Origin of the sequence: Sulfitobacter delicatus, assembly GCF_900102535.1 — a bacterium.
GTDB classification, from domain to species: domain Bacteria; phylum Pseudomonadota; class Alphaproteobacteria; order Rhodobacterales; family Rhodobacteraceae; genus Sulfitobacter; species Sulfitobacter delicatus.
Map to the genome: position 1 here is coordinate 26,158 of NZ_FNBP01000001.1, position 21,262 is coordinate 47,419.

Annotated in this window: 26 protein-coding genes; 4 read left to right on the forward strand and 22 right to left on the reverse strand. The window is 58.2% G+C overall.

Annotation, left to right across the window (positions count from 1 at the left end):
- Positions 1-324: 324 nt before the first annotated feature.
- Entirely contained in the window at positions 325-945 is a 621-nt protein-coding gene (locus BLS57_RS00150) for a TIGR02466 family protein (RefSeq protein ID WP_093737998.1), read from the forward strand.
- A 173-nt stretch (positions 946-1,118) separates the two neighbouring features.
- Here BLS57_RS00150 and BLS57_RS00155 read toward each other — a convergent pair whose 3' ends face one another.
- Positions 1,119-1,322: a hypothetical protein gene (locus tag BLS57_RS00155; RefSeq protein WP_093738000.1), complete on the reverse strand. Its 204-nt coding sequence runs from the start codon at positions 1,320-1,322 to the stop codon at positions 1,119-1,121.
- A gap of 152 nt (positions 1,323-1,474) precedes the next feature.
- Between BLS57_RS00155 and BLS57_RS00160 the strand changes: the two genes are divergently transcribed.
- Positions 1,475-2,041: an NYN domain-containing protein gene (locus BLS57_RS00160; RefSeq protein WP_093738002.1), complete on the forward strand. Its 567-nt coding sequence runs from the start codon at positions 1,475-1,477 to the stop codon at positions 2,039-2,041.
- Between the two features lie 74 nt (positions 2,042-2,115).
- Here BLS57_RS00160 and rplP read toward each other — a convergent pair whose 3' ends face one another.
- From rplP to BLS57_RS00210, 10 genes are all read right to left on the reverse strand, one after another.
- Positions 2,116-2,529: a 50S ribosomal protein L16 gene (gene rplP, locus BLS57_RS00165; RefSeq protein WP_007118841.1), complete on the reverse strand. Its 414-nt coding sequence runs from the start codon at positions 2,527-2,529 to the stop codon at positions 2,116-2,118.
- A gap of 13 nt (positions 2,530-2,542) precedes the next feature.
- Entirely contained in the window at positions 2,543-3,250 is a 708-nt protein-coding gene (gene rpsC / locus BLS57_RS00170) for a 30S ribosomal protein S3 (protein ID WP_067625857.1), read from the reverse strand.
- On the reverse strand, positions 3,250-3,630 hold the full coding sequence (rplV, locus tag BLS57_RS00175) for a 50S ribosomal protein L22 (protein ID WP_067267968.1): 381 nt from the start codon (positions 3,628-3,630) through the stop codon (positions 3,250-3,252). Before rplV ends, rpsC begins: the two co-directional genes overlap by 1 nt.
- Before the next feature lie 3 nt (positions 3,631-3,633).
- Positions 3,634-3,912, reverse strand: a complete 279-nt coding sequence (gene rpsS, locus BLS57_RS00180) for a 30S ribosomal protein S19 (protein WP_007118838.1) — start codon at positions 3,910-3,912, stop codon at positions 3,634-3,636.
- Positions 3,913-3,915: 3 nt separating this feature from the next.
- Positions 3,916-4,758 (reverse strand): 50S ribosomal protein L2, encoded by an 843-nt coding sequence (gene rplB / locus BLS57_RS00185; RefSeq protein WP_067625855.1) that lies wholly within the window; start codon positions 4,756-4,758, stop codon positions 3,916-3,918.
- Between the two features lie 212 nt (positions 4,759-4,970).
- On the reverse strand, positions 4,971-5,510 hold the full coding sequence (locus BLS57_RS20100) for a HEPN domain-containing protein (RefSeq protein ID WP_093738004.1): 540 nt from the start codon (positions 5,508-5,510) through the stop codon (positions 4,971-4,973).
- Entirely contained in the window at positions 5,503-6,588 is a 1,086-nt protein-coding gene (locus tag BLS57_RS00195) for a DUF262 domain-containing protein (RefSeq protein WP_093738006.1), read from the reverse strand. Before BLS57_RS00195 ends, BLS57_RS20100 begins: the two co-directional genes overlap by 8 nt.
- Before the next feature lie 132 nt (positions 6,589-6,720).
- Positions 6,721-6,927, reverse strand: a complete 207-nt coding sequence (locus BLS57_RS00200; protein WP_093738008.1) for a cold-shock protein — start codon at positions 6,925-6,927, stop codon at positions 6,721-6,723.
- A 273-nt stretch (positions 6,928-7,200) separates the two neighbouring features.
- Complete coding sequence (locus BLS57_RS00205; protein ID WP_093738010.1) at positions 7,201-8,361, reverse strand: PRC-barrel domain-containing protein; 1,161 nt, start codon at positions 8,359-8,361, stop codon at positions 7,201-7,203.
- Positions 8,362-8,618: 257 nt separating this feature from the next.
- Positions 8,619-9,650 (reverse strand): fatty acid desaturase family protein, encoded by a 1,032-nt coding sequence (locus BLS57_RS00210; RefSeq protein ID WP_093738012.1) that lies wholly within the window; start codon positions 9,648-9,650, stop codon positions 8,619-8,621.
- Positions 9,651-9,805: 155 nt separating this feature from the next.
- Here BLS57_RS00210 and BLS57_RS00215 point away from each other — a divergent pair, with 155 nt between their 5' ends.
- Positions 9,806-10,213, forward strand: a complete 408-nt coding sequence (locus tag BLS57_RS00215; protein WP_093738014.1) for a DUF1801 domain-containing protein — start codon at positions 9,806-9,808, stop codon at positions 10,211-10,213.
- 54 nt (positions 10,214-10,267) lie between these two features.
- On the opposite strand, the gene BLS57_RS00220 is transcribed toward BLS57_RS00215, so the two are convergent.
- From BLS57_RS00220 to rpsL, 10 genes are all read right to left on the reverse strand, one after another.
- Positions 10,268-10,564 carry a 50S ribosomal protein L23 gene (locus tag BLS57_RS00220; protein ID WP_007118833.1) on the reverse strand — a complete coding sequence of 99 codons (297 nt, stop codon included), beginning with the start codon at positions 10,562-10,564 and terminating at the stop codon, positions 10,268-10,270.
- A complete protein-coding gene (gene rplD / locus BLS57_RS00225) occupies positions 10,561-11,178 on the reverse strand; it encodes a 50S ribosomal protein L4 (RefSeq protein WP_093738016.1) in 618 nt (205 codons plus the stop codon). Before rplD ends, BLS57_RS00220 begins: the two co-directional genes overlap by 4 nt.
- The gene (rplC, locus tag BLS57_RS00230; RefSeq protein ID WP_093738018.1) at positions 11,175-12,053 is read right to left on the reverse strand and encodes a 50S ribosomal protein L3; all 879 of its coding nucleotides are present in this window, start codon (positions 12,051-12,053) and stop codon (positions 11,175-11,177) included. The genes rplD and rplC overlap by 4 nt, the downstream gene beginning before the upstream one ends.
- Before the next feature lie 18 nt (positions 12,054-12,071).
- Complete coding sequence (rpsJ, locus tag BLS57_RS00235) at positions 12,072-12,392, reverse strand: 30S ribosomal protein S10 (protein WP_007118830.1); 321 nt, start codon at positions 12,390-12,392, stop codon at positions 12,072-12,074.
- A gap of 288 nt (positions 12,393-12,680) precedes the next feature.
- Entirely contained in the window at positions 12,681-13,826 is a 1,146-nt protein-coding gene (locus BLS57_RS00240) for a DSD1 family PLP-dependent enzyme (RefSeq protein WP_093738020.1), read from the reverse strand.
- Positions 13,827-13,963: 137 nt separating this feature from the next.
- Complete coding sequence (gene tuf / locus BLS57_RS00245) at positions 13,964-15,139, reverse strand: elongation factor Tu (RefSeq protein ID WP_093738022.1); 1,176 nt, start codon at positions 15,137-15,139, stop codon at positions 13,964-13,966.
- A gap of 55 nt (positions 15,140-15,194) precedes the next feature.
- A complete protein-coding gene (locus tag BLS57_RS00250; protein ID WP_093738025.1) occupies positions 15,195-15,848 on the reverse strand; it encodes a sulfotransferase family 2 domain-containing protein in 654 nt (217 codons plus the stop codon).
- 22 nt (positions 15,849-15,870) lie between these two features.
- A complete protein-coding gene (gene fusA, locus BLS57_RS00255; protein ID WP_093738027.1) occupies positions 15,871-17,997 on the reverse strand; it encodes an elongation factor G in 2,127 nt (708 codons plus the stop codon).
- A 65-nt stretch (positions 17,998-18,062) separates the two neighbouring features.
- Positions 18,063-18,533 (reverse strand): 30S ribosomal protein S7, encoded by a 471-nt coding sequence (rpsG, locus tag BLS57_RS00260; protein ID WP_007118827.1) that lies wholly within the window; start codon positions 18,531-18,533, stop codon positions 18,063-18,065.
- An 87-nt stretch (positions 18,534-18,620) separates the two neighbouring features.
- Positions 18,621-18,992: a 30S ribosomal protein S12 gene (gene rpsL, locus BLS57_RS00265; protein ID WP_007118826.1), complete on the reverse strand. Its 372-nt coding sequence runs from the start codon at positions 18,990-18,992 to the stop codon at positions 18,621-18,623.
- A gap of 563 nt (positions 18,993-19,555) precedes the next feature.
- Between rpsL and BLS57_RS00270 the strand changes: the two genes are divergently transcribed.
- Positions 19,556-20,359, forward strand: a complete 804-nt coding sequence (locus BLS57_RS00270; RefSeq protein WP_093738029.1) for a putative rhamnosyl transferase — start codon at positions 19,556-19,558, stop codon at positions 20,357-20,359.
- Here the strand turns inward: BLS57_RS00270 and BLS57_RS00275 are convergent.
- On the reverse strand, positions 20,351-21,220 hold the full coding sequence (locus tag BLS57_RS00275; protein WP_093739091.1) for a DMT family transporter: 870 nt from the start codon (positions 21,218-21,220) through the stop codon (positions 20,351-20,353). The two genes, BLS57_RS00270 and BLS57_RS00275, sit on opposite strands and share 9 nt — an antisense overlap.
- Positions 21,221-21,262: the final 42 nt, after the last annotated feature.

Genomic DNA, 21,262 nt, shown 5'->3' on the forward strand with positions numbered 1-21,262 from the left:
GGTGGAGTTCATGATGAAAGGTGCCAATACGCGGGGTGCCGTCATAACGCAACCCCTTATGCGGGATTGGCGCGGAATGCGCTGAGGGCTGCGCCTGACCTTGGGAAGGCAGCGGGTGTTCGAAGTTTGGCAAGTCACCGCAAGATACGCAACCCATCTGTCAGGTGCAGCCGTGCAAAGCGCCTTCCCGTCTCGCCAAAGGCGAGCCTAATAACCCGGCGCACCTTTGGTGCGACGGAGAAGGTCAGGCGCGGCCCGTGCCTGCGGCACGCGCCAAAGGATATTGCGCTCGCCAAGCACTGCCCGGCTCGATAAATAGAGCCCATGTCAAACATCAAATCGCTTTTCGCCACCCGCCTCTATCATGCCGCCCTTTCGGCGCATGGCAAACCCATCGACACCGATGAGCTCGCCGCCTCTTGTTTCTCGATCGCCGAGGATGACGAGGCCGGTCAGGACTGGTGCGAAGAGAACGGCTATGCCGGCTACACCTCTTACGCCTCGCTGGACGACCTGCCCTACCGCTTCCCGATCTTTAAGGATCTCGTCGCGGTGCTGGACAAACATGTCGCGGCCTTTGCCAAAGACCTCGAATTCGATCTCGGCGACCGCAAGCTAGTGTTGGATTCACTTTGGCTGAACATCCTGCCCGAGGGCGGCATCCATACCTCGCATATTCACCCGCATTCGGTGATTTCGGGCACGACCTATGTGACCATGCCCGAAGGGGCCAGCGCGATCCGTTTTGAAGACCCACGCCTGCCGATGATGATGGCGGCCCCCGGTCGGGTGAAGGAGGCGCGCGAAGAGTTGCGGCCCTTTATCTATGTCGCGCCCGAAGCGGGCGATGTGCTGCTTTGGGAAAGCTGGCTGCGGCATGAGGTGCCGATGAACATGATCGAAGAAGATCGGGTCTCGGTAAGTTTTAACTACAACTGGGCTTGATGCCGAGGGCCATCGTCTGCCTGCGGGTCGGCGATCCAACGGTTGGACCTTGCCACTTTATGGTTCAAATGTGACGTGACTTAGCAAAGTGCCACCCAGCCTTGGTCAATCGCCTACCCGTCCGGGCGGGCAGGCGATGGCCCGGCGCCTGCGGCTTGATTCCGGGCTATGGTCTACTTCTTAGCCTTTTTCGCCGCTTCTTCCTGCGCCTTGACTGCCGCCTTCTCTTCCTTAGTCAGCTTGTTGCCCCACTGATTGTTGCTCAGCCCCAGATCGCTCGGCATCGGCTTGGTCTTGCCCTTCTTCACCTCCCCGCCCTTATCGAGAAAGGCGCGGATCAGGTCTTCGTCGGTGTTGGGCTTCGGGACGTGCTTCATAGGACTGGGCCTTTCTAGGCAGGGACTCCGGGGGCGCACATCAATGGTAGCCGCACGCGCGCCAACTGACCAGCCGCAACGGCCTTGCCCGCCCATCCGATATTCGCAATGCTCGCCCTAAAGTAGCACCCGACCCTAAGGACCACGGCGACATGAAGACTCCTTCCCTCCTCCTATTTGCCTCGGCCCTTTCTGTCGGTATTGCTTATAGCCGCCCCGAATGGTCGGACTTCCTGCTGATCGCCCTCCCCGGCCTCATCGCAAGCGTCATTCTATGGGTGAAAGCGTGGCGCGCGGGGGCACGGCAAAAGTGGATCATTATTGATGGCTCGAACGTCATGCACTGGCAGGACGGAACGCCGAACATCCAGACCGTTCGAGATGTCGTCGACCACCTCCGCGCCCACGGCTATACCCCCGGCGTGGTTTTTGATGCTAACGCAGGCTATCTGCTGGTCGGGCAATATCAGCATGACCGGGCGCTCAGCGCGCAGCTCGATCTGCCGGTGGATCGCGTGATGGTCGTCCCCAAAGGCACCCCTGCAGACCCGTTCATCCTGAAAGCCGCGAAGGACTATCGCGGCCAGATCGTGAGCCGTGACCAGTTCCGCGACTGGGCCGAGGCGCATCCAGAAGTGACCGAGCCAGGCCATTTGGTGAAAGGCGGCTACCGCAAAGGGAAACTCTGGCTCGACCTGCCGCAGCCCGCGACCTCCTGACAAAGCAAAACCCCCGCCGATCGCTCGGCGGGGGTTCTTTTCGTTTTGCAATCACCCCAGACGGGGCGAGAGGCTTACCAGTCCTCGCGGACCACAACCCGGGTCTTGATCGGCAGCTTCATGGCTGCCAGACGCAGGGCTTCGCGTGCCACGTCTTCACCGACACCGTCGATTTCGAACATGATACGGCCCGGCTTGACCTTGGCGGCCCAGAAGTCGACGGAACCTTTACCTTTACCCATACGAACTTCGACGGGCTTGGAGGTTACCGGAACGTCCGGGAAAATGCGGATCCAGACACGGCCCTGACGCTTCATGTGACGCGTCATGGCACGGCGTGCCGCTTCGATTTGACGGGCGGTAACCCGCTCCGGCTGCAGTGCCTTCAGGCCGTAGGTGCCAAAGTTCAGGTCAGACCCGCCCTTTGCCAGACCCTTGATCGAGCCCTTAAACTGCTTACGGAATTTAGTACGCTTTGGTTGAAGCATTTGTCATTCCCCCTTAGCGACGACCGCCGGCACCGCGAGGTGCTGGGCCGTCTTGGAGTTCCTGTGCCTTACGGTCACGCGCGGCGGGGTCATGTTCCATGATCTCGCCCTTGAAGATCCATGTCTTGATCCCGATGATGCCGTAAGCGGTGGCCGCTTCGACATGTGCGTAATCGATGTCGGCACGCAATGTGTGCAGCGGCACGCGACCCTCACGGTACCATTCGGTACGCGCGATTTCGGCCCCACCAAGACGACCCGCGAGGTTCACGCGGATGCCCAGTGCGCCCATGCGCATGGCGTTCTGCACGGCACGTTTCATGGCGCGGCGGAAAGACACCCGGCGCTCCAGCTGCTGTGCGATGCTCTCACCAACCAGATGTGCGTCCAGCTCGGGCTTGCGCACTTCAACGATGTTGAGGTGCAGTTCCGAGTTGGTCATCTTGGCGATCTTCTGGCGCAGCGTCTCGATGTCCGCGCCTTTCTTGCCAATGATGACACCAGGGCGTGCTGTGTGGATCGTCACGCGGCACTTTTTGTGCGGACGTTCGATGATCACACGGGCAACACCAGCTTGGTGGCACTCTTTCTTGATGAAGTCGCGGATTGCGAGGTCTTCGAGCAGAAGATCACCGTAATCCTTGGTGTCGGCGTACCAGCGGCTGTCCCAGGTGCGGTTCACCTGAAGACGCATACCGATCGGATTGACTTTGTTACCCATCAGGCTTGCTCCTCAACTTGACGCACTTTGATCGTGATCTCGGCAAACGGCTTGATGATTTTGCCAAACCGGCCACGGGCCCGCGGGCGACCGCGCTTCATGGTCAGGTTCTTACCAACATAGGCCTCGGCCACGATGAGCTCATCGACGTCCAGGTTGTGGTTGTTCTCGGCGTTGGCAATCGCGGACTGAAGGCATTTCTTCACGTCCTGCGCGACCCGCTTCTTGGAGAAGGTGAGGTCAGTCAACGCCTTGTCCACGGACTTGCCACGGATCAAAGCTGCAACCAGGTTCAGTTTCTGCGGGCTGGTGCGAAGCATGCGCAGTTTTGCCATTGCTTCGTTGTCTGCCACGCGGCGGGGATTCTTATCCTTGCTCATGGCTTATTTCCGCTTCGCTTTTTTGTCGGCGGCATGACCGTAGTAGGTCCGAGTCGGGGAGTATTCACCGAACTTCTGACCGATCATGTCTTCGCTAACGTTAACAGGGATGTGCTTATGACCGTTGTACACGCCAAACGTCAGGCCCACGAACTGGGGCAGGATCGTGCTGCGGCGCGACCAGATCTTGATCACTTCGTTACGGCCGCCCTCGCGGGAAGCCTCTGCCTTTTTGAGGACATAAGAGTCAACAAAAGGACCTTTCCATACTGAACGAGCCATGAATTAACGCCCCTTCTTCTTGGCGTGACGCGAGCGGATGATAAGCTTGCTGGACGCTTTGTTCTTGTTGCGGGTCTTGGCACCCTTCGTAGGCTTACCCCAAGGGGTAACCGGGTGACGACCACCAGAGGTCCGGCCTTCACCACCACCGTGCGGGTGGTCGATCGGGTTCATCACCACACCACGTACAGAAGGACGGATGCCCTTGTGACGCATGCGGCCCGCTTTACCGTAGTTCTGGTTCGAGTTGTCGGGGTTGGACACGGCACCAACGGTGGCCATGCATTCCTGACGCACGAGACGCAGCTCGCCGCTGCTCAGACGGATCTGAGCGTAGCCACCGTCACGACCCACGAACTGGGCGTAGGTGCCGGCGGCACGTGCGATCTGACCGCCCTTGCCGGGCTTCATCTCGATGTTGTGGACGATCGTACCGATCGGCATGCCCGAGAAAGGCATCGCGTTACCGGGTTTGATGTCCACTTTGGCGCCGGCGATGATCTTGTCGCCGATGGCCAGACGCTGGGGGGCCAGGATGTAGGCCTGCTCGCCGTCTTCGTACTGGATCAGTGCGATGAAAGCGGTCCGGTTGGGGTCATATTCGATCCGCGCGACAACAGCGGACATGTCCAGCTTGTTACGCTTGAAATCAACGATACGGTAGAGGCGCTTTGCACCACCACCTGTACGACGCATTGTGATTCGTCCGGTGTTGTTCCGACCGCCAGATTTGGTCAAACCCTCAGTAAGGGCTTTGACCGGGCGGCCTTTCCACAGCTCCGAACGGTCGATCAGTACCAGTCCACGCTGGCCTGGCGTCGTCGGTTTGTACGACTTGAGTGCCATGTTCTCTGTCTTCCGTTTGCTTGGCACGCCCGCATCGAGACGAAGGCGCGTTGGTTATAGGGCCCCGAAGGTCCCCTGTAGGAGTGGCAGATGGGGCGATTATCTCTTGCGAGCTAAGCATCCGATCCACCGGGATCGTTCAAATAGCCAAACCCCGGACGAATCCGGGGTCTGGGCCGATGGGGGTTCTTAGTGTTGCCAAGAAAGGATGTCTACCCCTGTTCGAACGCCTTAACGAATGCCCGGATAACATACTGCCCCACCCTATGGGACTCGTAGACTTCGCCAAACGTGGTACTAGCTGTACGTTCATGAGCGTAATCATTACGCCATCGAAACAGGTTCCCATAGCTCGCTGCAAGGTCCTTTCTGAATCGTCTTTCGATGATCGGGCGGTCCAGATGCAGTACCTTATGGAAAGTCGTCGCGTTTCTGGGTGCATCGGCATCTCGCCAAGGCGCTAATCCAAACTGGATAGAATACGCCTTCAAGTTGTCCAGCGAAATTCGCGCGTTCATCTTAGAGAAATCACCCTCGACATGGGATTGATACTTCGAGTGAAAGCGACCAGCATATTCGATAAGTGTTTCTTTAATTATGCTCTCGTATGTTGCGACTATCGTAACCGAGAACATTCCCGCAAGCTCACCTTTAATCTTCCGGTCAACCGCAGTGTCTTGGTCAAGTCGTCCTTCAATACTCCTCGCAAGTTCTCTAATATGTTTAAAATGTGACGCAACGACTTCATTCATTGGATGCTAGTACTTGTTGAGCGATATGGCGACGCGACAAGACCTGATCTCGGCTTGTCGTGTTGGATGAAATCGCCTCTACGAAGCCTTCATCAACGATTAGCCGGTCATACATTTTGCTATCAAACGTAAAACTCTTAGGCAATTCCAACAAGACGCCCATCACAGCCTCTAAGGTTGCAGCATTCAGAAGACCTCTGGGACGAAACGCTTTTTCCAGCGCCTCATTCACTACCTTTGCTACTCGTTGGAAGCTTTTGATGAACCTAGCGGCGCGTTCGTCGTCGAATTCTTTGTTGAGGGCCATTTCACGTGAGAGAAAGTCCTTCATAGGTGGCGAGTACTGCTCTACATTCTCAAACAAAGAGAAAAGTCGAAGTATTAACTCTATATCCCTCTGCTTAGGATCAGGTTCTGGCTTGCCGTAGATTGCTCGCCAGTGGGGGTTTTTATTCAATTTTTCGAGATTAGCCAAAATCGGGCCACGATAGACGGCGTTCCTGATCTCTTGAGCATTGAGTGGCTGCCCGCCTGTATTGAGCCTTTCGAAAATATGATAAACACTTTCCGGCTGTTCTTCCTCTGGCGTTAGTTGCTTCACAGTTACACCACGGAGGCTAGTGTTTTTCAATTTTCGCCTAGTCCGTTCGTCTAAGTCTTCAAACGTCATACCCTCTAATTCACGCCGCTGCTCCAACCCTTTTAATCCGAAAACCTTCCGATTTCCCGAAGCGTTCGGCGGCCCAAAATATCCTTCAAAAAAATACGCAATCGAAGTGATCCTCTGCTGGCCGTCGATTACTTCAAGTTGCCCGTCACTATTTTCGTAAAAGAATACTTGCGGAACCGGCAATCCGATTGCAAAGGACTCGATCAATTTAGATGCTCTACGAATATCCCAGACAAACTTACGCTGGTAGTCTGGAACGATTATATCCTCAGATTGAAACATTGTTGCGAGTTGATTCAAGCTCCAATCGGTTGCGGTGACAACTATGTTAAACTCTACGGTCGAGGTTTCTGTTACCTCATCGATAGAATCGTCGGTTTGAATTTCGTCATCGGTTTGAGTTGTCATATGTATGCCCCTCTACTGCCCGCAGGAAAGCTTAAGTAAGACCACAAGTTGCGCAAAAGAAAAAGGGCGCATCGAAACCGATGCGCCCTTCTCAATCATTCTAACATCGGTGCGTTACGGCACCCGACTGGCTTAGGCCAGTGCGAGGTTCGCTGCGCTCTCGCGGCCATCACGGCCAGCTTCGATGTCGAAAGTCACTTTCTGGTTGTCGTCCAGACCGGTCAGGCCGGCGCGCTCAACGGCAGAGATGTGCACGAACACGTCTTTGCTGCTGCCCTCGGGGGCGATAAAACCAAAACCTTTAGTTGCGTTGAACCATTTGACGGTGCCATTGGCCATCGTCGTACTCCTAGATAAAAACTGCCCGCGGAATGCGGCAGGTCGGCTAAGTCAGTTAAAGATCGTCAGACTGAGCCGTAAGGAGCAGAATAATCGATAGTGTAGTAACGTCGCAGGGCCTGTATCGCCGCCCTGCCCCCACAAAGCAAGACATTTAATATGAGCAGTTCCAGCAAAGGCGGTTTCCCGCTCTCCATGCTGACAAAGATGCCGACAAAAAAGAAGGCGCCGAAGCGCCTTCTCTCGATAGCTTATGCATAAACCGCGTTGGGTTTAGTCAAGGCCGATGCTCTCGGCCAGACGCATACCTGGCTCAAGGATTTTCACTTCGGCTTCGTTGAACTCTGGCATGCTTTCCAGACGCTCTTCGGTCACACCGGGGACGATCACTTCGTCTTCACGCAGGATCAGCTTCTCTACTGGAATGGCGACTTCGTTTTCGCCCATGCCAAGGAAACCACCAACGCCGACGATCGCAACAACGGTGTCACCACGGACGCCGATAAAGTCGATCTCGCCTACATCTTCACCGGTCTCGGTTGCAACGCTACGGCCTTTCAGGTCATCGGCGCTCAGGTCAAAGATGGGCAGACGCTGGACGTCTTCCTGATAACGCGCACGGTCTTCGTCGGACATGTTGCCCTGCTCGTCGGCGTTAAAGTCTTCCATCAGAACGCGGGCCTGTTCCTGCTCGACGTTCACTTCAGCTTCTTCGGAGCCTTCAACGTTAACTTCCGGCTCAGCAGCTTCTTCGACAACCACATTAGCATCGTCGCTCTGCTCAACGTTCACGTTGGCTTCTTCCTGCTTCACGTCGACCTGTGCCTCATCGGACTCAGCAACGTTCACATCGGCTTCGGCCTGCTCAACAGTTACGCGGGGTTCGGCTTCTTCGATTGTGATCTTCGGCTCGGGGCGCACGAACTTCACGACGGGCTCCGGCTGCTCCAGATCAACGATCGGCTCGCCAGTATCGACATCAACCTGCGGCTTCGGCACCTGAACGGTCACGACGGGCTCGGGGATGCGGACGGTTACTTGCGGCTGTGCCTGCTCGACGGTCATGATCGGGGCCTGCTGCTGCACGCGCACTGTCGGCTCGGGCACCTGAACGGTCACTTCGGGCTGGGCCTGCTCAACAGTCACAACCGGAGCTTCCTGAGACACGTTTACATCCGGCTCGGGCACTTTCACGTCGACGTTGGCATCTTCCTGCTCAACAACAACCTGACCGCCTGCGACATTGGCAGTGGCTGCAGCGTCGCCTTCAACTTCGGCTTCAACTTCCGCGCCAGCTTCCATCTCAGCTTCGGCTTCTGCATTGCGCTCGATGGTCTCTTCGACCTTTTCAGTCGCGTCCTGCGCCAGCACCGGAGCGGCGGCGAAAAGGGCTACGGCGGATACGCCAACCATGAGTGTCTTGGTATAGATCATAAGGTCTCTCCCATTTGATGAACTTGCGAGGCGGCGACCGCCCCTTCTTCCATGGTGAGACAACCGGCAAGTTTCTGCTGTGTTCCAAGAAAATTACCGGCTTTTTTTTGGAACATTTTGGCCAGTCGCAGCATGATTGCGAATGAGGCGCAGCGCTATCCGATAAGACACTGCAAAGGTTGTCGCCCCAAGCAAAAACGGCCCCCGCCGAGGCGGAGGCCGTTCCAAAACAAGCCCGGTTTTTAACTTAATTTAAGTTAAGCGGCCCGGCGCGCCTGGGCAAAAGACAGCAGCCGCTTGGTGTTTTCATCCCAAAGATGCAGCCGCGCGTTAGTAAGACTTTCACGGATCGTCATCTTATTCCCCTCGGCAAGCGGCGCATGATCGCGCAGGACTTCCGGCAAGCGGTAGAACGGGATGCGGCTATAGAGGTGGTGGACATGATGAATGCCGATGTTCGCGCTCAGCCACTGCAGAGGCCGCGGCAGGATGTAATGCGACGAGCCGTGGAACGCTGCATCATGCAAGTCCCAGTTCTGATTCTCTTCCCAATGGGTCGTTTCGAACTGGTGCTGCACATAGAAGAGCCACATGCCCGCGGTCGCCGCCAGCAAAGTGCTCGGCACAAAGATCAGCAGGATCGGCATGATCCCCCCGAAATAGAAGATTACGGCGAGAGCGGTAAGGATCGACAGGTTGGTGCCCATCGCGCTGACCCAATACCGCGCCTTGGCCATAAGCCCCAGCGGCACCCGGTTTTGAAGGAAAAACAAGTAGCTTGGCCCGAGACCAAACAGCACCACAGGATTGCGGTAGAGCCGGTAATGAAACCGCCCCAGTGGCCCCATGGCGCGGTATTCGGCCAAGGTCAGCGTATGTACGTCACCAATGCCCCGACGGCTCAGGTTGCCCGCCGAGGAATGGTGGATCGAATGGGTTCGGCGCCAGACGTCATAGGGTGTGAGGGTCAATACCCCGAGAACCCGACCTACCCAATCGCTGGTCCGGCGGCTGTTAAAGAACGCCGCATGGCCGCAGTCATGCTGGATCGCAAAGAGCCGCAGCAGGAAACCCGCATTGACCAGTGAAATGCCAAAGGCCAACCAGCCGCTGACCGAGAGCGCCCACCAGGCCAGCGCCCAGAGCAAAAGGAAGGGGCCAAGCGTGACCGCCAGTTCAAAACTGCTGCGCCAAGTGCTCGGCTCGCGGTAACGCGCGAGCACCCGAACCCAGTCGCGTGCGTTCGACACGTCCGAAGGCGCGCCAGAGGATACATTTTCGTGAGACATCTATCTGCTTTTTATCGTTGCCTGTTGTCTTGTAGAGGAATGTACGCAGCAAGCAACGTATGGCTTCACTATTAACGCGAGGTTTACCGCTTCGCGGCCAGATTCAGCCGGTTTTGCGGATTTGCCCTCACAGTCGTTCGGACCTAGGCTAGCGCATGGACGATCCCCAGCCCCCCTTTCAGAGTTCGCAGGTTCGCAGGGCCTTTGCGGCATTCCCGCATGCCGTTCGGCCGGGCCTGTTGCATTTACGGCAGTTGATCTTTGAAGTGGCTGAGCGAACTGACGGTACGGGCCGGATAGAAGAAACGCTGAAATGGGGACAACCGGCCTATCTGACGCCCGAGACAAAGTCCGGAACGACGTTAAGGCTCGGCACCCCAAAATCCGGAGGCTTTGCGCTCTACGTCCACTGCCAGACCGCGTTGATCTCGGATTTCAGTGCAACTTTCCCCAGCGAATTTTCTTACGAGGGCAACCGGGCAGTTCTGTTCACTGCCGACCCGCCCATTGACGACAGCCCACTGCGCCTGCTGATCGCCAATGCCCTGACCTATCATCTCTGAAACGAAAAGGCCCCCGCAAAGCGGAGGCCTTTCCTAAATGTCTTTCCGTCAGCCTTACAGGCCGGTCGAGACGTCGATCGTGTTGCCCTCTTCGAGCGTCACATAAGCCTTTTTCACGTCCTTGCGGCGGCCCATCTGGCCCCGGAAACGCTTGACCTTGCCTTTGGTGATGGACGTGTTCACGGCCTTCACCTTGACGTTAAAGAGCGCCTCAACGGCCTCTTTGATCATCGGCTTGTTGCTTTCAATCGCCACTTCGAAAACGACAGCGTTCTGCTCGGACGCCATGGTTGCTTTCTCGGTGATGATCGGCTTGCGGATCACGTCGTAGTGTTCATGCTTGGCGCTCATTTCAGGCGTGCCTCCAATGCTTCGATCCCCGCTTTGGTGATCACCAGAGTGTCACGCTTGAGGATGTCATAGACGTTTGCGCCCATCGACGGCAGGATATCCAGACCTTCGATGTTGCGTGCGGCCTGTGCGAAGTTCTCGTTGACCGAAGCGCCATCGATGACCAGCGCGCGTTTCCAGCCCAGGTTCGACACCTGCTTGGCCAGAGCGGCGGTTTTGCCCTCGGATGTTGCTTCGTCGATGATCACCAGCGAACCGGCTTTCATCTTCGCGGACAGCGCGTGGCACAGGCCCAGCTTGCGGAACTTCTTGGTCAGCTCGTGGCCGTGGCTACGCGGGGTTGGACCCTTGTAGATACCACCCTTACGGAAGATCGGCGCGTTCCGGTCACCGTGGCGAGCGCCGCCGGTGCCTTTTTGGCGATAGATCTTATTCGTCGAGTAGCTGGTCTCGGACCGTGTCTTGACCTTGTGCGTACCCTGCTGCGCGTTGTTACGCTGCCAGCGCACGACGCGGTGCAGGATGTCGGCACGCGGCTCCAAGCCGAACAGGGCTTCGTCCAGGTCTACGGACCCGGCCTTGCCACCGTCGAGTTTGATGACATCGAGTTTCATGCGTCACCTTCTTTCTTGTCAGCGTCGGCATCGGAATTGTCGGCATCCGAACCTTCAGCTGCGATTTCAGCTTCTGCGGCTTTCAGCGCTTCGGCTTCCTGTGCGGCTTGCTCTTCGGCCAAACGCTTGGCTTCGGCTTCGGCCTCTGCTGCGGCTGCGGCGGCTGCCTCTTCGGCGGCTTTGGCGGCTTCTTCAGCGGCGGATTTCAGAGCGGCGGGCAGAATCGCGTCTTCGGGGAACGGCTTTTTGACCGCATCCTTGACAGTGACCCAGCCACCTTTGGAGCCAGGAACGGCGCCTTTCACCATGATCAGGCCACGCGCGCTGTCAGTCTTGACGACTTCGAGGTTTTGCGTGGTGACACGGGCAGCGCCCATGTGACCGGCCATTTTCTTACCTTTGAAAACCTTGCCGGGATCCTGACACTGGCCTGTGGAGCCGTGCGAACGGTGGCTGATGGAAACACCGTGTGTCGCCCGCAGACCGCCGAAGTTGTGACGCTTCATCGCACCGGCAAAACCTTTACCGATCGAAGTGCCTGCAACGTCAACATACTGACCAGCGAAGTAATGGTCCGCGATGATTTCCTCACCGACTTCGAGCATCGCGTCGGCGTCGACGCGGAACTCAGCAACCTTGCGCTTGGGTTCCACTTTCGCCGCAGCGAAGTGGCCACGCATGGCTTGGCTTGTACGTTTGGCTTTCGCCGTACCGGCACCCAGCTGAACGGCGGTATAGCCGTCACGTTCTGCGGTGCGCTGTGCGACAACCTGAAGCTTGTCCAACTGGAGAACGGTCACAGGAATCTGCTTGCCGTCTTCCATGAACAGCCGGGTCATGCCGACTTTTTTTGCAATAACGCCTGAGCGCAACATATGATTACCCTCCCAGCTTTACGATTGCAGCTTGATCTCGACGTCCACGCCAGCGGCGAGGTCGAGCTTCATCAGCGCGTCCACGGTCTGGGGGGTCGGATCAATGATATCCAGCAGACGCTTGTGCGTGCGGATTTCGAACTGGTCACGGGATTTCTTGTCAACGTGGGGACCACGCAGAACGGTGAATTTCTCGATTTTGTTCGGCAGCGGAATCGGACCGCGGACCGAAGCGCCAGTGCGCTTGGCAGTGCTGACGATTTCCTGTGTGGAAGAATCGAGCACCCGATAGTCAAACGCCTTGAGGCGAATGCGGATGTTCTGGCTTTGAGCGGCCATATGCATATCCCTTATTTTGGGATTTCAACGGATTGGAGGAAACAGGCTCATCCCGCCCCCTCATCGCGCCTTGGTATCAAATCAAACGGGGCGCGTCTGACGCACCCCGGTGATGGGCGTCCTATAGGGTGAATCGAGATCGGGGGCAAGAGGGTTCTAAAAACGCCTCGGTTTTTAGAACCAGTGCGCAAAGTCATGCCGGTCAAGGCATGACAGCGCACCCCGCCAGCGTTCAATCACACCCAGGTCGAGCCTCTCAACCCGGCCAGCGTTCAACCCATAGCGCCATCACCACCCCCCAAACCGCGCCCAATACCCCGTCACATCCCCCTCTCCGTCCAACACATGATACCCCCCATGCTGCGCCGCCGTCGCACAGGCATGGTTCGGCAAAATCCGCAACAACGTCCCCGGCGCTAAATACGGCACCTGCGCCCCAGACCCCGGCCGCGCGGCAATCGTCCCATGCTCCTGACTGCACTGCGCCACGATCAAATCCGGCAAGACATTCCCCTCCACATCACAGACCAGCCCATAGCCCTGATCCACCGCCTGCGCCGCCGTACCCCGGTCGCGCGACAGCGCCATCCAGCCTGCATCCACCATCAGCCAGCCCTTGTCCTTTTGCGCCCCTATCACCGAGGTCAGCACCGAAAGCGCCAGATCTTCCACAGCACAGGCGCCGATCCCGGCCATGACCAGATCGAAAAAGACATAGACCCCGGCGCGCAGTTCCGTCACGCCGCTGAGGTCGGTCGCGGCATGGGCGGTGGGCGTAGAGCCGACGCTCACCACCGGGCAGGGCAGCCCCACCTCGCGCAACCGCTTCGCCGCTTGCACCGCTGCGTCTCGTTCCGCGCAAGCAAAGCGCGCTTGCGCCGCCTGCCCGACCGCGCCGTAACTCTCCCCCGCATGGGTCAACACCCCGGCCAGCTCCGCCCCGCCCTCTTCCAGCAACCGCCCGATCTCAATCAGCGCCGGATCATGGGGCGAAAGCCCGCTGCGGTGGCCATCGCTGTCGATCTCTATCAAGGCAGGAATAGGGATGCCCGCCATCCGCGACGCTTCGGCGACGGCGCGGGCTTGCGGCGCGTTGTCTACCAATACAGTCAAGCGGCAGCCGCGTCGCAGCAGGGCAAGCACACGGTCAAGTTTGTTCAGGGCGATGCCAACCCCATAGGTGGTGTCCGTCACGCCGGCGTCGGCAAAGACCTCTGCCTCAGCGAGGGTCGAAACCATCGCAGGACCGGTCCCGCCTGTCAGCAGCCGCTGCGCGACGTCCAGTGATTTGCACGTCTTGAGATGCGGGCGGAGGGTGACGCCTATGTCTTCGGCCTGTTGTGCCAAACGCGAAATATTGCGCGTCATGCGCGGCTCATCAAGCAAAGCGCAGGGCGTGGGCAGGTCAGCGATGGCGCGGGGGGTATGGGTCATGTCGGCTCCGGCTCGGTACGTTTGTGCCGAGCATAAGGAGATGGGCGGTTAAGGCCGCCCCGGCAAAGCAAAAGGCCGCAGCGAGTGCTGCGGCCTTTCAAAGTCTTACAGGTCAGACCCGAAGGCCCGTTCCAAAATCACTCAGTGATTTTGGAAACGACCCCTGCGCCAACAGTCCGACCACCTTCGCGGATCGCGAAGCGCAGGCCGTTTTCCATGGCGATCGGTGCGATCAGCTCAACGCCGAAGGACACGTTGTCGCCTGGCATGACCATCTCGGTGCCTTCTGCCAGCTGAACAGTGCCGGTCACGTCAGTCGTACGGAAGTAGAACTGCGGACGGTAGTTCGCGAAGAACGGCGTGTGACGGCCACCTTCCTCTTTGGTGAGGATGTAGGCTTCGGCTTCGAACTTGGTGTGCGGGGTCACGGAACCCGGCTTGCAGAGAACCTGACCACGCTCAACGCCGTCACGCTCAACGCCACGCAGCAGCGCGCCGATGTTGTCGCCAGCTTCACCACGGTCCAGCAGCTTGCGGAACATTTCGACGCCTGTGCAGGTCGTTTTCTTGGTGTCGCGGATGCCGACGATTTCGATTTCGTCGCCCACGTTGATCACGCCACGCTCGACACGACCGGTCACAACGGTACCACGACCGGAGATCGAGAACACGTCTTCGACGGGCATCAGGAAGGGCTGGTCCACGGCGCGCTCGGGCGTCGGGATGTACTCGTCCACAGCGGCCATCAGCTTCTTGATCGCTTCTTCGCCGATTTCGGGCTTGTTGCCTTCCATCGCCGCCAGAGCGGAACCGGGCACAACGGGGATGTCGTCGCCGGGGTAGTCGTAGGACGACAGCAGCTCGCGGATTTCCATCTCAACCAGCTCAAGCAGTTCTTCGTCGTCGACCTGGTCAACTTTGTTCATGAAGACAACCATGGCGGGGATGCCAACCTGACGGCCGAGCAGGATGTGCTCACGCGTCTGGGGCATTGGGCCATCGGCGGCGTTCACGACGAGGATCGCGCCGTCCATCTGAGCGGCACCGGTGATCATGTTTTTCACATAGTCAGCGTGGCCGGGGCAGTCGACGTGAGCGTAGTGACGGGCCTCGGTCTCATACTCGACGTGCGCGGTCGAGATGGTGATGCCGCGGGCCTTTTCTTCGGGCGCGCCGTCGATCTGGTCATACGCTTGGAAGTCACCGAAGTATTTGGTGATCGCCGCGGTCAGCGTGGTTTTACCGTGGTCAACGTGGCCGATTGTGCCGATGTTGACGTGTGGCTTGTTACGTTCAAACTTTGCCTTTGCCATGGTGGCCTCCTAAGTGCGTCCGGTCTCAACCCGGATCAGGGTGTTTAAGTTTCTTTCAAGCGAAATACGAGCCGTAGACCTGGAAGTCTTTAGCGTAGGTATCTCGAATTTTGTCGATCGATTTGCTCGAAAACGAACCGACCTCTAGATGCTGTCCGCGCCGCTGCAAATGCGGTAGCGCGGGCAGGTTGCCAATATGCTTTTTTAGCGCCTCATAACAGGACGCCAATTCCGACATATCGAAGAGCGCGCTATAGAAAGACGCGTCATCCCCTAGAAAATAGACGAGAGGGGCAGTGTGCCACCAAACGTCCTTATCGAAGGTGCGAAAATCTTCGAGCCTTGATACGAACGCGTCTAAGGTGGGGTTTGCAGCAAGCCCCATCTCTTCAGCCACTGGATCGCCCGACTTCAATCGTTTGCTAGCTGGCCCTGTTAAAATGCGGTTCTTGTAGCAAGAACTTATTCGCGCCAATGGGTTTCGAACCATTGCAAATGTCCAAGCACCTTCTAAACGGCTGGACCCCACTTCCGCAAAAGGGCGAGTTGGGTACACGTTATGAATATGAACCCGACGCCCGTTTTTCCCGGTATAGGGTACAAATTCCACGCCGTGCTCTGCCTGATACAACAAAGCCTTGAGGGAGCTGGATGCACACTTCGGCACACCGAAGTACGAGATGTTATGCTTAGCGCAATTAACAACCATCGTTTACACCCAGCTCTCTCAATCAAGCAAACTTGGCCTGGATCTCGTCAGAGATGTTCTGCGGCACAGGCTCGTAGTGGTCGAACTGCATGGTGAAGTTCGCACGACCGGAAGACATCGAACGCAGCGTGTTGATGTAGCCGAACATGTTCGCAAGCGGCACGAAGGCGTCGATCGCGATGGCATTGCCGCGCGTGTCTTGACCCTGCACCTGACCACGACGGGATGTCAGGTCACCAATGATGCCACCGGTGTATTCTTCCGGTGTCACAACTTCGACCCTCATGATCGGTTCCAGCAGTTTCGCGCCAGCCTTCTTCATGCCTTCGCGCATACCCATACGGGCGGCGATTTCAAAGGCCAGAACGCTGGAGTCAACGTCGTGGAACTTACCGTCAATCAGAGCAACCTTGAAGTCGATGACCGGGAAGCCCGCCAGCGGACCGGAGTCCAGAACCGACTTGATACCCTTTTCCACACCCGGGATGTATTCCTTGGGAATGGCACCACCGACGATGCGGCTCTCAAAGGAGTAACCTTCGCCTGGCTCGGTCGGCATCAGGATCATTTTCACTTCACCGAACTGACCCGAACCACCCGACTGTTTCTTGTGGGTGTAAGTGATTTCGGCTTCGCGGCTGATCGTCTCACGATAAGCAACCTGCGGCGCACCGATGTTCGCTTCGACCTTGAATTCACGCTTGAGGCGATCCACCAAGATGTCGAGGTGAAGTTCGCCCATGCCCTTCATAATGGTCTGACCGGATTCCAGATCGGTTTCGACGCGGAAAGAGGGGTCTTCGGCGGCCAAACGGGCCAGACCAGCAGACATCTTTTCCTGGTCGGCCTTGGTCTTCGGCTCAACCGCGATCTCGATCACCGGATCGGGGAAGGTCATGGTTTCCAGAACCACCGGATCGTTCTGCGCGCAGAGCGTGTCACCTGTGGTGGTGTCTTTCAGACCGGCAAGCGCGATGATGTCGCCCGCAAAGGCTTCTTCGATCTCCTCACGGTTGATCGAGTGCATCATCATCATACGACCGACGCGCTCTTTCTTACCTTTCGTCGAGTTCAGAAGGGTATCGCCCTTCTTAAGCACGCCCGAGTAAACGCGGGTAAAGGTCAGCGAGCCCACGAAGGGGTCGTTCATGATTTTGAACGCAAGGCCAGAGAACGCCATATTGTCATCCGCGCGGCGCGGGATGTTACGGGTTTCTGTCTCATCGCCCGGCTTGAAGCCCATGTAGTCGACAACGTCCAGCGGGCTGGGCAGATAGTCGATCACGGCGTTCAACAGCGGCTGAACACCTTTGTTCTTGAAGGCGGAGCCACAGAGAACGGGGATGAATTTGATCGCCAGCGTGCCCTTACGGATCAGGTCGCGCAGGGTGTCGACGTCCGGCTCGGCGCCGTCCATCAGGTAGTTTTCCATCGCCTCGTCGTCCATCTCGACCGCGGTCTCGATGAGCTTGGCACGCCATTCGTCGGCGGTGTCCTTCAGGCTGTCACGGATGTCGCGCTGTTCCCAGCCGGCACCCAGATCCTCACCGGACCAGACCCATTCTTTCATGGTGACCAGATCAACGATGCCTTCCAGCTCGTTCTCGGCACCGATTGGGATCTGGATCGGCGCAGGCGTGGCGCCTGTGCGTTCCTTGATCATTTTCACGCAGTTGAAGAAGTCCGCGCCGATTTTGTCCATCTTGTTGACAAAAACAATACGCGGAACCTTGTAGCGGTCAGCCTGACGCCACACGGTTTCGGTCTGTGGCTCAACACCGGCGTTGGCGTCAAGCACGGCAACCGCGCCATCGAGAACCGCCAGCGAACGCTCAACTTCAATGGTGAAGTCAACGTGGCCGGGGGTGTCGATGATGTTCATCCGGAACTTGGTGTCGGATGTCGCATCGGCTGTGGGCTCTTCCTGGCGCTGCCAGAACGTGGTGGTCGCGGCGGATGTAATGGTAATCCCGCGTTCCTGTTCCTGCTCCATCCAGTCCATCGTTGCGGCGCCGTCGTGCACCTCACCGATGTTGTGGGATTTGCCGGTGTAGAAAAGGATACGCTCGGAGCAAGTGGTCTTGCCGGCATCGATGTGGGCCATGATGCCGAAGTTGCGGTAGCGTTCTAGCGGATAGTCGCGTGCCATGGGGCTGCTTCCTCGAAAATGTCAGTACGAACAGATCGCGCCCGAAACCGGGCGCGACGTTGAAATTACCAGCGGTAGTGGCTGAACGCTTTGTTGGCGTCGGCCATCTTGTGCGTGTCTTCGCGCTTTTTAACGGCGGTACCACGGGACTGGACAGCGTCCATCAGCTCGCCTGCAAGACGCTCTTCCATGGTGTTTTCGTTGCGGGCACGGGCGGCTTTGATCAACCAGCGGATCGCCAGCGCCTGACGACGCTCGGGGCGCACTTCGACCGGCACCTGATAGGTGGCACCACCCACGCGGCGCGAGCGGACTTCGACGGACGGCTGGATGTTTTCCAGCGCTTCGTGGAAGACCTCGATCGGCGCGCGTTTGATCTTGTCTTCGACGCGGGTCATCGCGTTGTAGACGATGCGCTCGGCGACAGATTTCTTGCCGTCGATCATCAGGTTGTTCATGAATTTGGTGAGAACCAGATCGCCGTATTTGGCGTCTGGCAGGACTTCGCGTTTTTCAGCGGCGTGGCGGCGTGACATGTCAGTGTCTTCCTCTTGGCGGGTGGTGGGGCCAGGCCCCACCCTACATCGAATGGATTGGCGGGGGCGTGCCCCACCACTGCGAGATTACTTCGGACGCTTGGCGCCGTACTTGGAGCGGCGCTGCTTCCGGTCCTTGACACCTTGGGTATCGAGAACACCGCGCAGGATGTGGTAACGCACACCCGGAAGGTCTTTTACACGACCGCCGCGGATCAGAACCACGGAGTGTTCCTGAAGGTTGTGGCTCTCACCCGGGATGTAGGAGATGACCTCAAAACCATTGGTCAGGCGCACTTTGGCGACCTTACGCATGGCCGAGTTCGGCTTTTTAGGTGTGGTTGTGTAAACCCGTGTGCAGACGCCACGCTTTTGCGGGCACTCCTGCAGGTGCATGGATTTCGAACGTTTGACTTTTGGCTGTCGCGGCTTGCGGATCAGCTGCTGGATCGTTGGCATTCCGGATATATCCCCGTATCGCTCAGATTGTGTACACGGGGGATCCCCCATGCGGCTAAATTCGACTACTTCGTGCGTCCACAAAGCAAAATGACCGCAACGTTCCCGTACCGAGGAAAACGAGGCGGTGGGTTAACAGAGGATCGGGCCAGTAGTAGGCCGGATCGTGACCACTTGAGTTATGAGTTCGGATTGGCAGAGCGGCCTCCACCTCCGAGATAGCGGGCGTATAGGACGTTGCGCGGGGGGTGTCAACAGCCTCGGGGGGCGGCGCGGGCGGGCGGATGCCGAGCGATGTGCTTATGATGGGCAGCTATCAGTCCCGAGGGCCATCGCCTGCCCGCGGGTCGGCGACCCAACAGTAGATCTTGCCACTTTATGGATCAGCCGTGATGTGCCTTAGCGAAGATGCGCCCAGCCTCACCAAATCGCCTACCCGTCCGGGCGGGCAGGCGATGGCCCGGCGCCTACGGCTTGTTTCCGGGCCGAGGCCCGCATTTCAAACCCTTGCCAGTGCTACCCCCCACTCGGCATAGTCGGCCAAAGACGCGAAAGGACCCCCCATGCAAGCGATCGGCCTCTGCCGCTTCTCCTACCCGGCGCTCGGCGGCTTTCAGGTCGGCCATGAAACCACCGAGGAACGCATTGCCTACCTCTATGACGAAGCCCGGCTGGAGGAACGCTTCCGCCTGCTCGAAACCGTCGCCCTGCCCTGCCTTGAGGCGCAGACAGACCCCGATTTCGGCATAGTCTTTGTCATCGGTGACCAATTCCCTCAACAGCACGAGAAGCGCCTCGAATCGCTATTGGCAGACCTGCCGCAGGCAGTGATTCACCGCGAGCCGCCCCGCCGGCACCGCGAGGTGATGAAAGAAGTGCTGAACGACGCCCGCATTCACCCCAACGAGCCGTGCCTGCAATTTCGCTATGATGACGATGACGCAGTTTCGGTCGACTTCATCGCGCGCCTGCGCCGCGCGGTCGAGAATAGCGCGGGGCTGCTCAAGGGCGAACGCTCCGTCGCCTTTGACTGGCCCAAGGGCTATGTGGCGGAATTCGACGCCTCCGGCATCCGCGCGGCGGAGGTCTTTCGCCCGCTGAACGTCGCAGCACTCGCGATGTACGTCAAAGGGGGCAGTCCGCTGACCATCATGAACTTCGCCCATGAGAAACTGCCCCGTTTCATGCCGACTGTGAGCCTGCCCGACGCTGCAATGTTCGTGCGGAGCCACAATGGATCCAACGATTCGCGTCAGGGCGTGGCACAGCAAGTGAAGGTCGCGCCGCTGGATGCCGAAGGAGCCGCTCTGTTCCGCGACCGCTTTGCGATTGACGAGGATCACGTCCGGCAGGTTTTCTCAGCCTGACAGCTTTACCTTGCGTTCGCGGTAGAGCGTAAAGACCCCGGTCGCCACGACAATCGCCGCGCCGATAAGCGTTAGCGTCCCCGGCCAGTCGCCAAACACGACCCAGCCCAAGACCAGCGCCCAGAGCAGCCCGGTATAGCGGAACGGCGCGATGAAAGAGACATCTCCTGCCCGCATCACCTGGATTGAAAAGAAATAACCGCCGAGGACAAAGACTGCTGAACCGCCGATCAACAGCGCGAGGTCAGTGGTCACTGGCGCCCATGGGGCCGAAAGCGAGGCCAGCCCCGCGGCCGTCATAACAGAAAGCGCGGTCACCAATGTTACCGTCATCGAGGGCACCGCTGGCGACAGCGCCCGTGTCGACAGATCACGTACCGTAACGCAGAGCACCGCAATCAAAACGTAGATCGACCATATATTGAACCCTTCGGCCCCCGGCTTGACGATCAGCAACACACCGCAAAAGCCCACAGCAATCGCTGACAATCGCCGCCAACCGACGGCCTCGCGCAGCACCAGCGCGGACGCCAGCGTGACCGACAGCGGCACCACCTGCAGGATCGCCGTGACATTGGCGAGCGGCATGCTGAACAGCGCCGAGAGAAAGAAATAGGCCGCCGCAACCTCCGCGACCGAGCGCAACCCGATCACCTGCCAATCGCGGCGTGGCAAGCGCAGGTCAATCCGTCCAAGGTGGCGGCTCAGCGCAAGGATCAGGACCGAGGTAATCGCCCCGCGCAGGAACAGAAGTTGGAACAACGGCACGGCCCCATCTGTCGCCTTCAGCATCGTGTCATTGATCGTGAAACAGGCCATCGAGGCAATCATCAGCAAAGCGCCGATGGTATTGGGGGACATGAAATGGACTCCGCAAAAATCAGGCGCGGCCAATTCCATGTC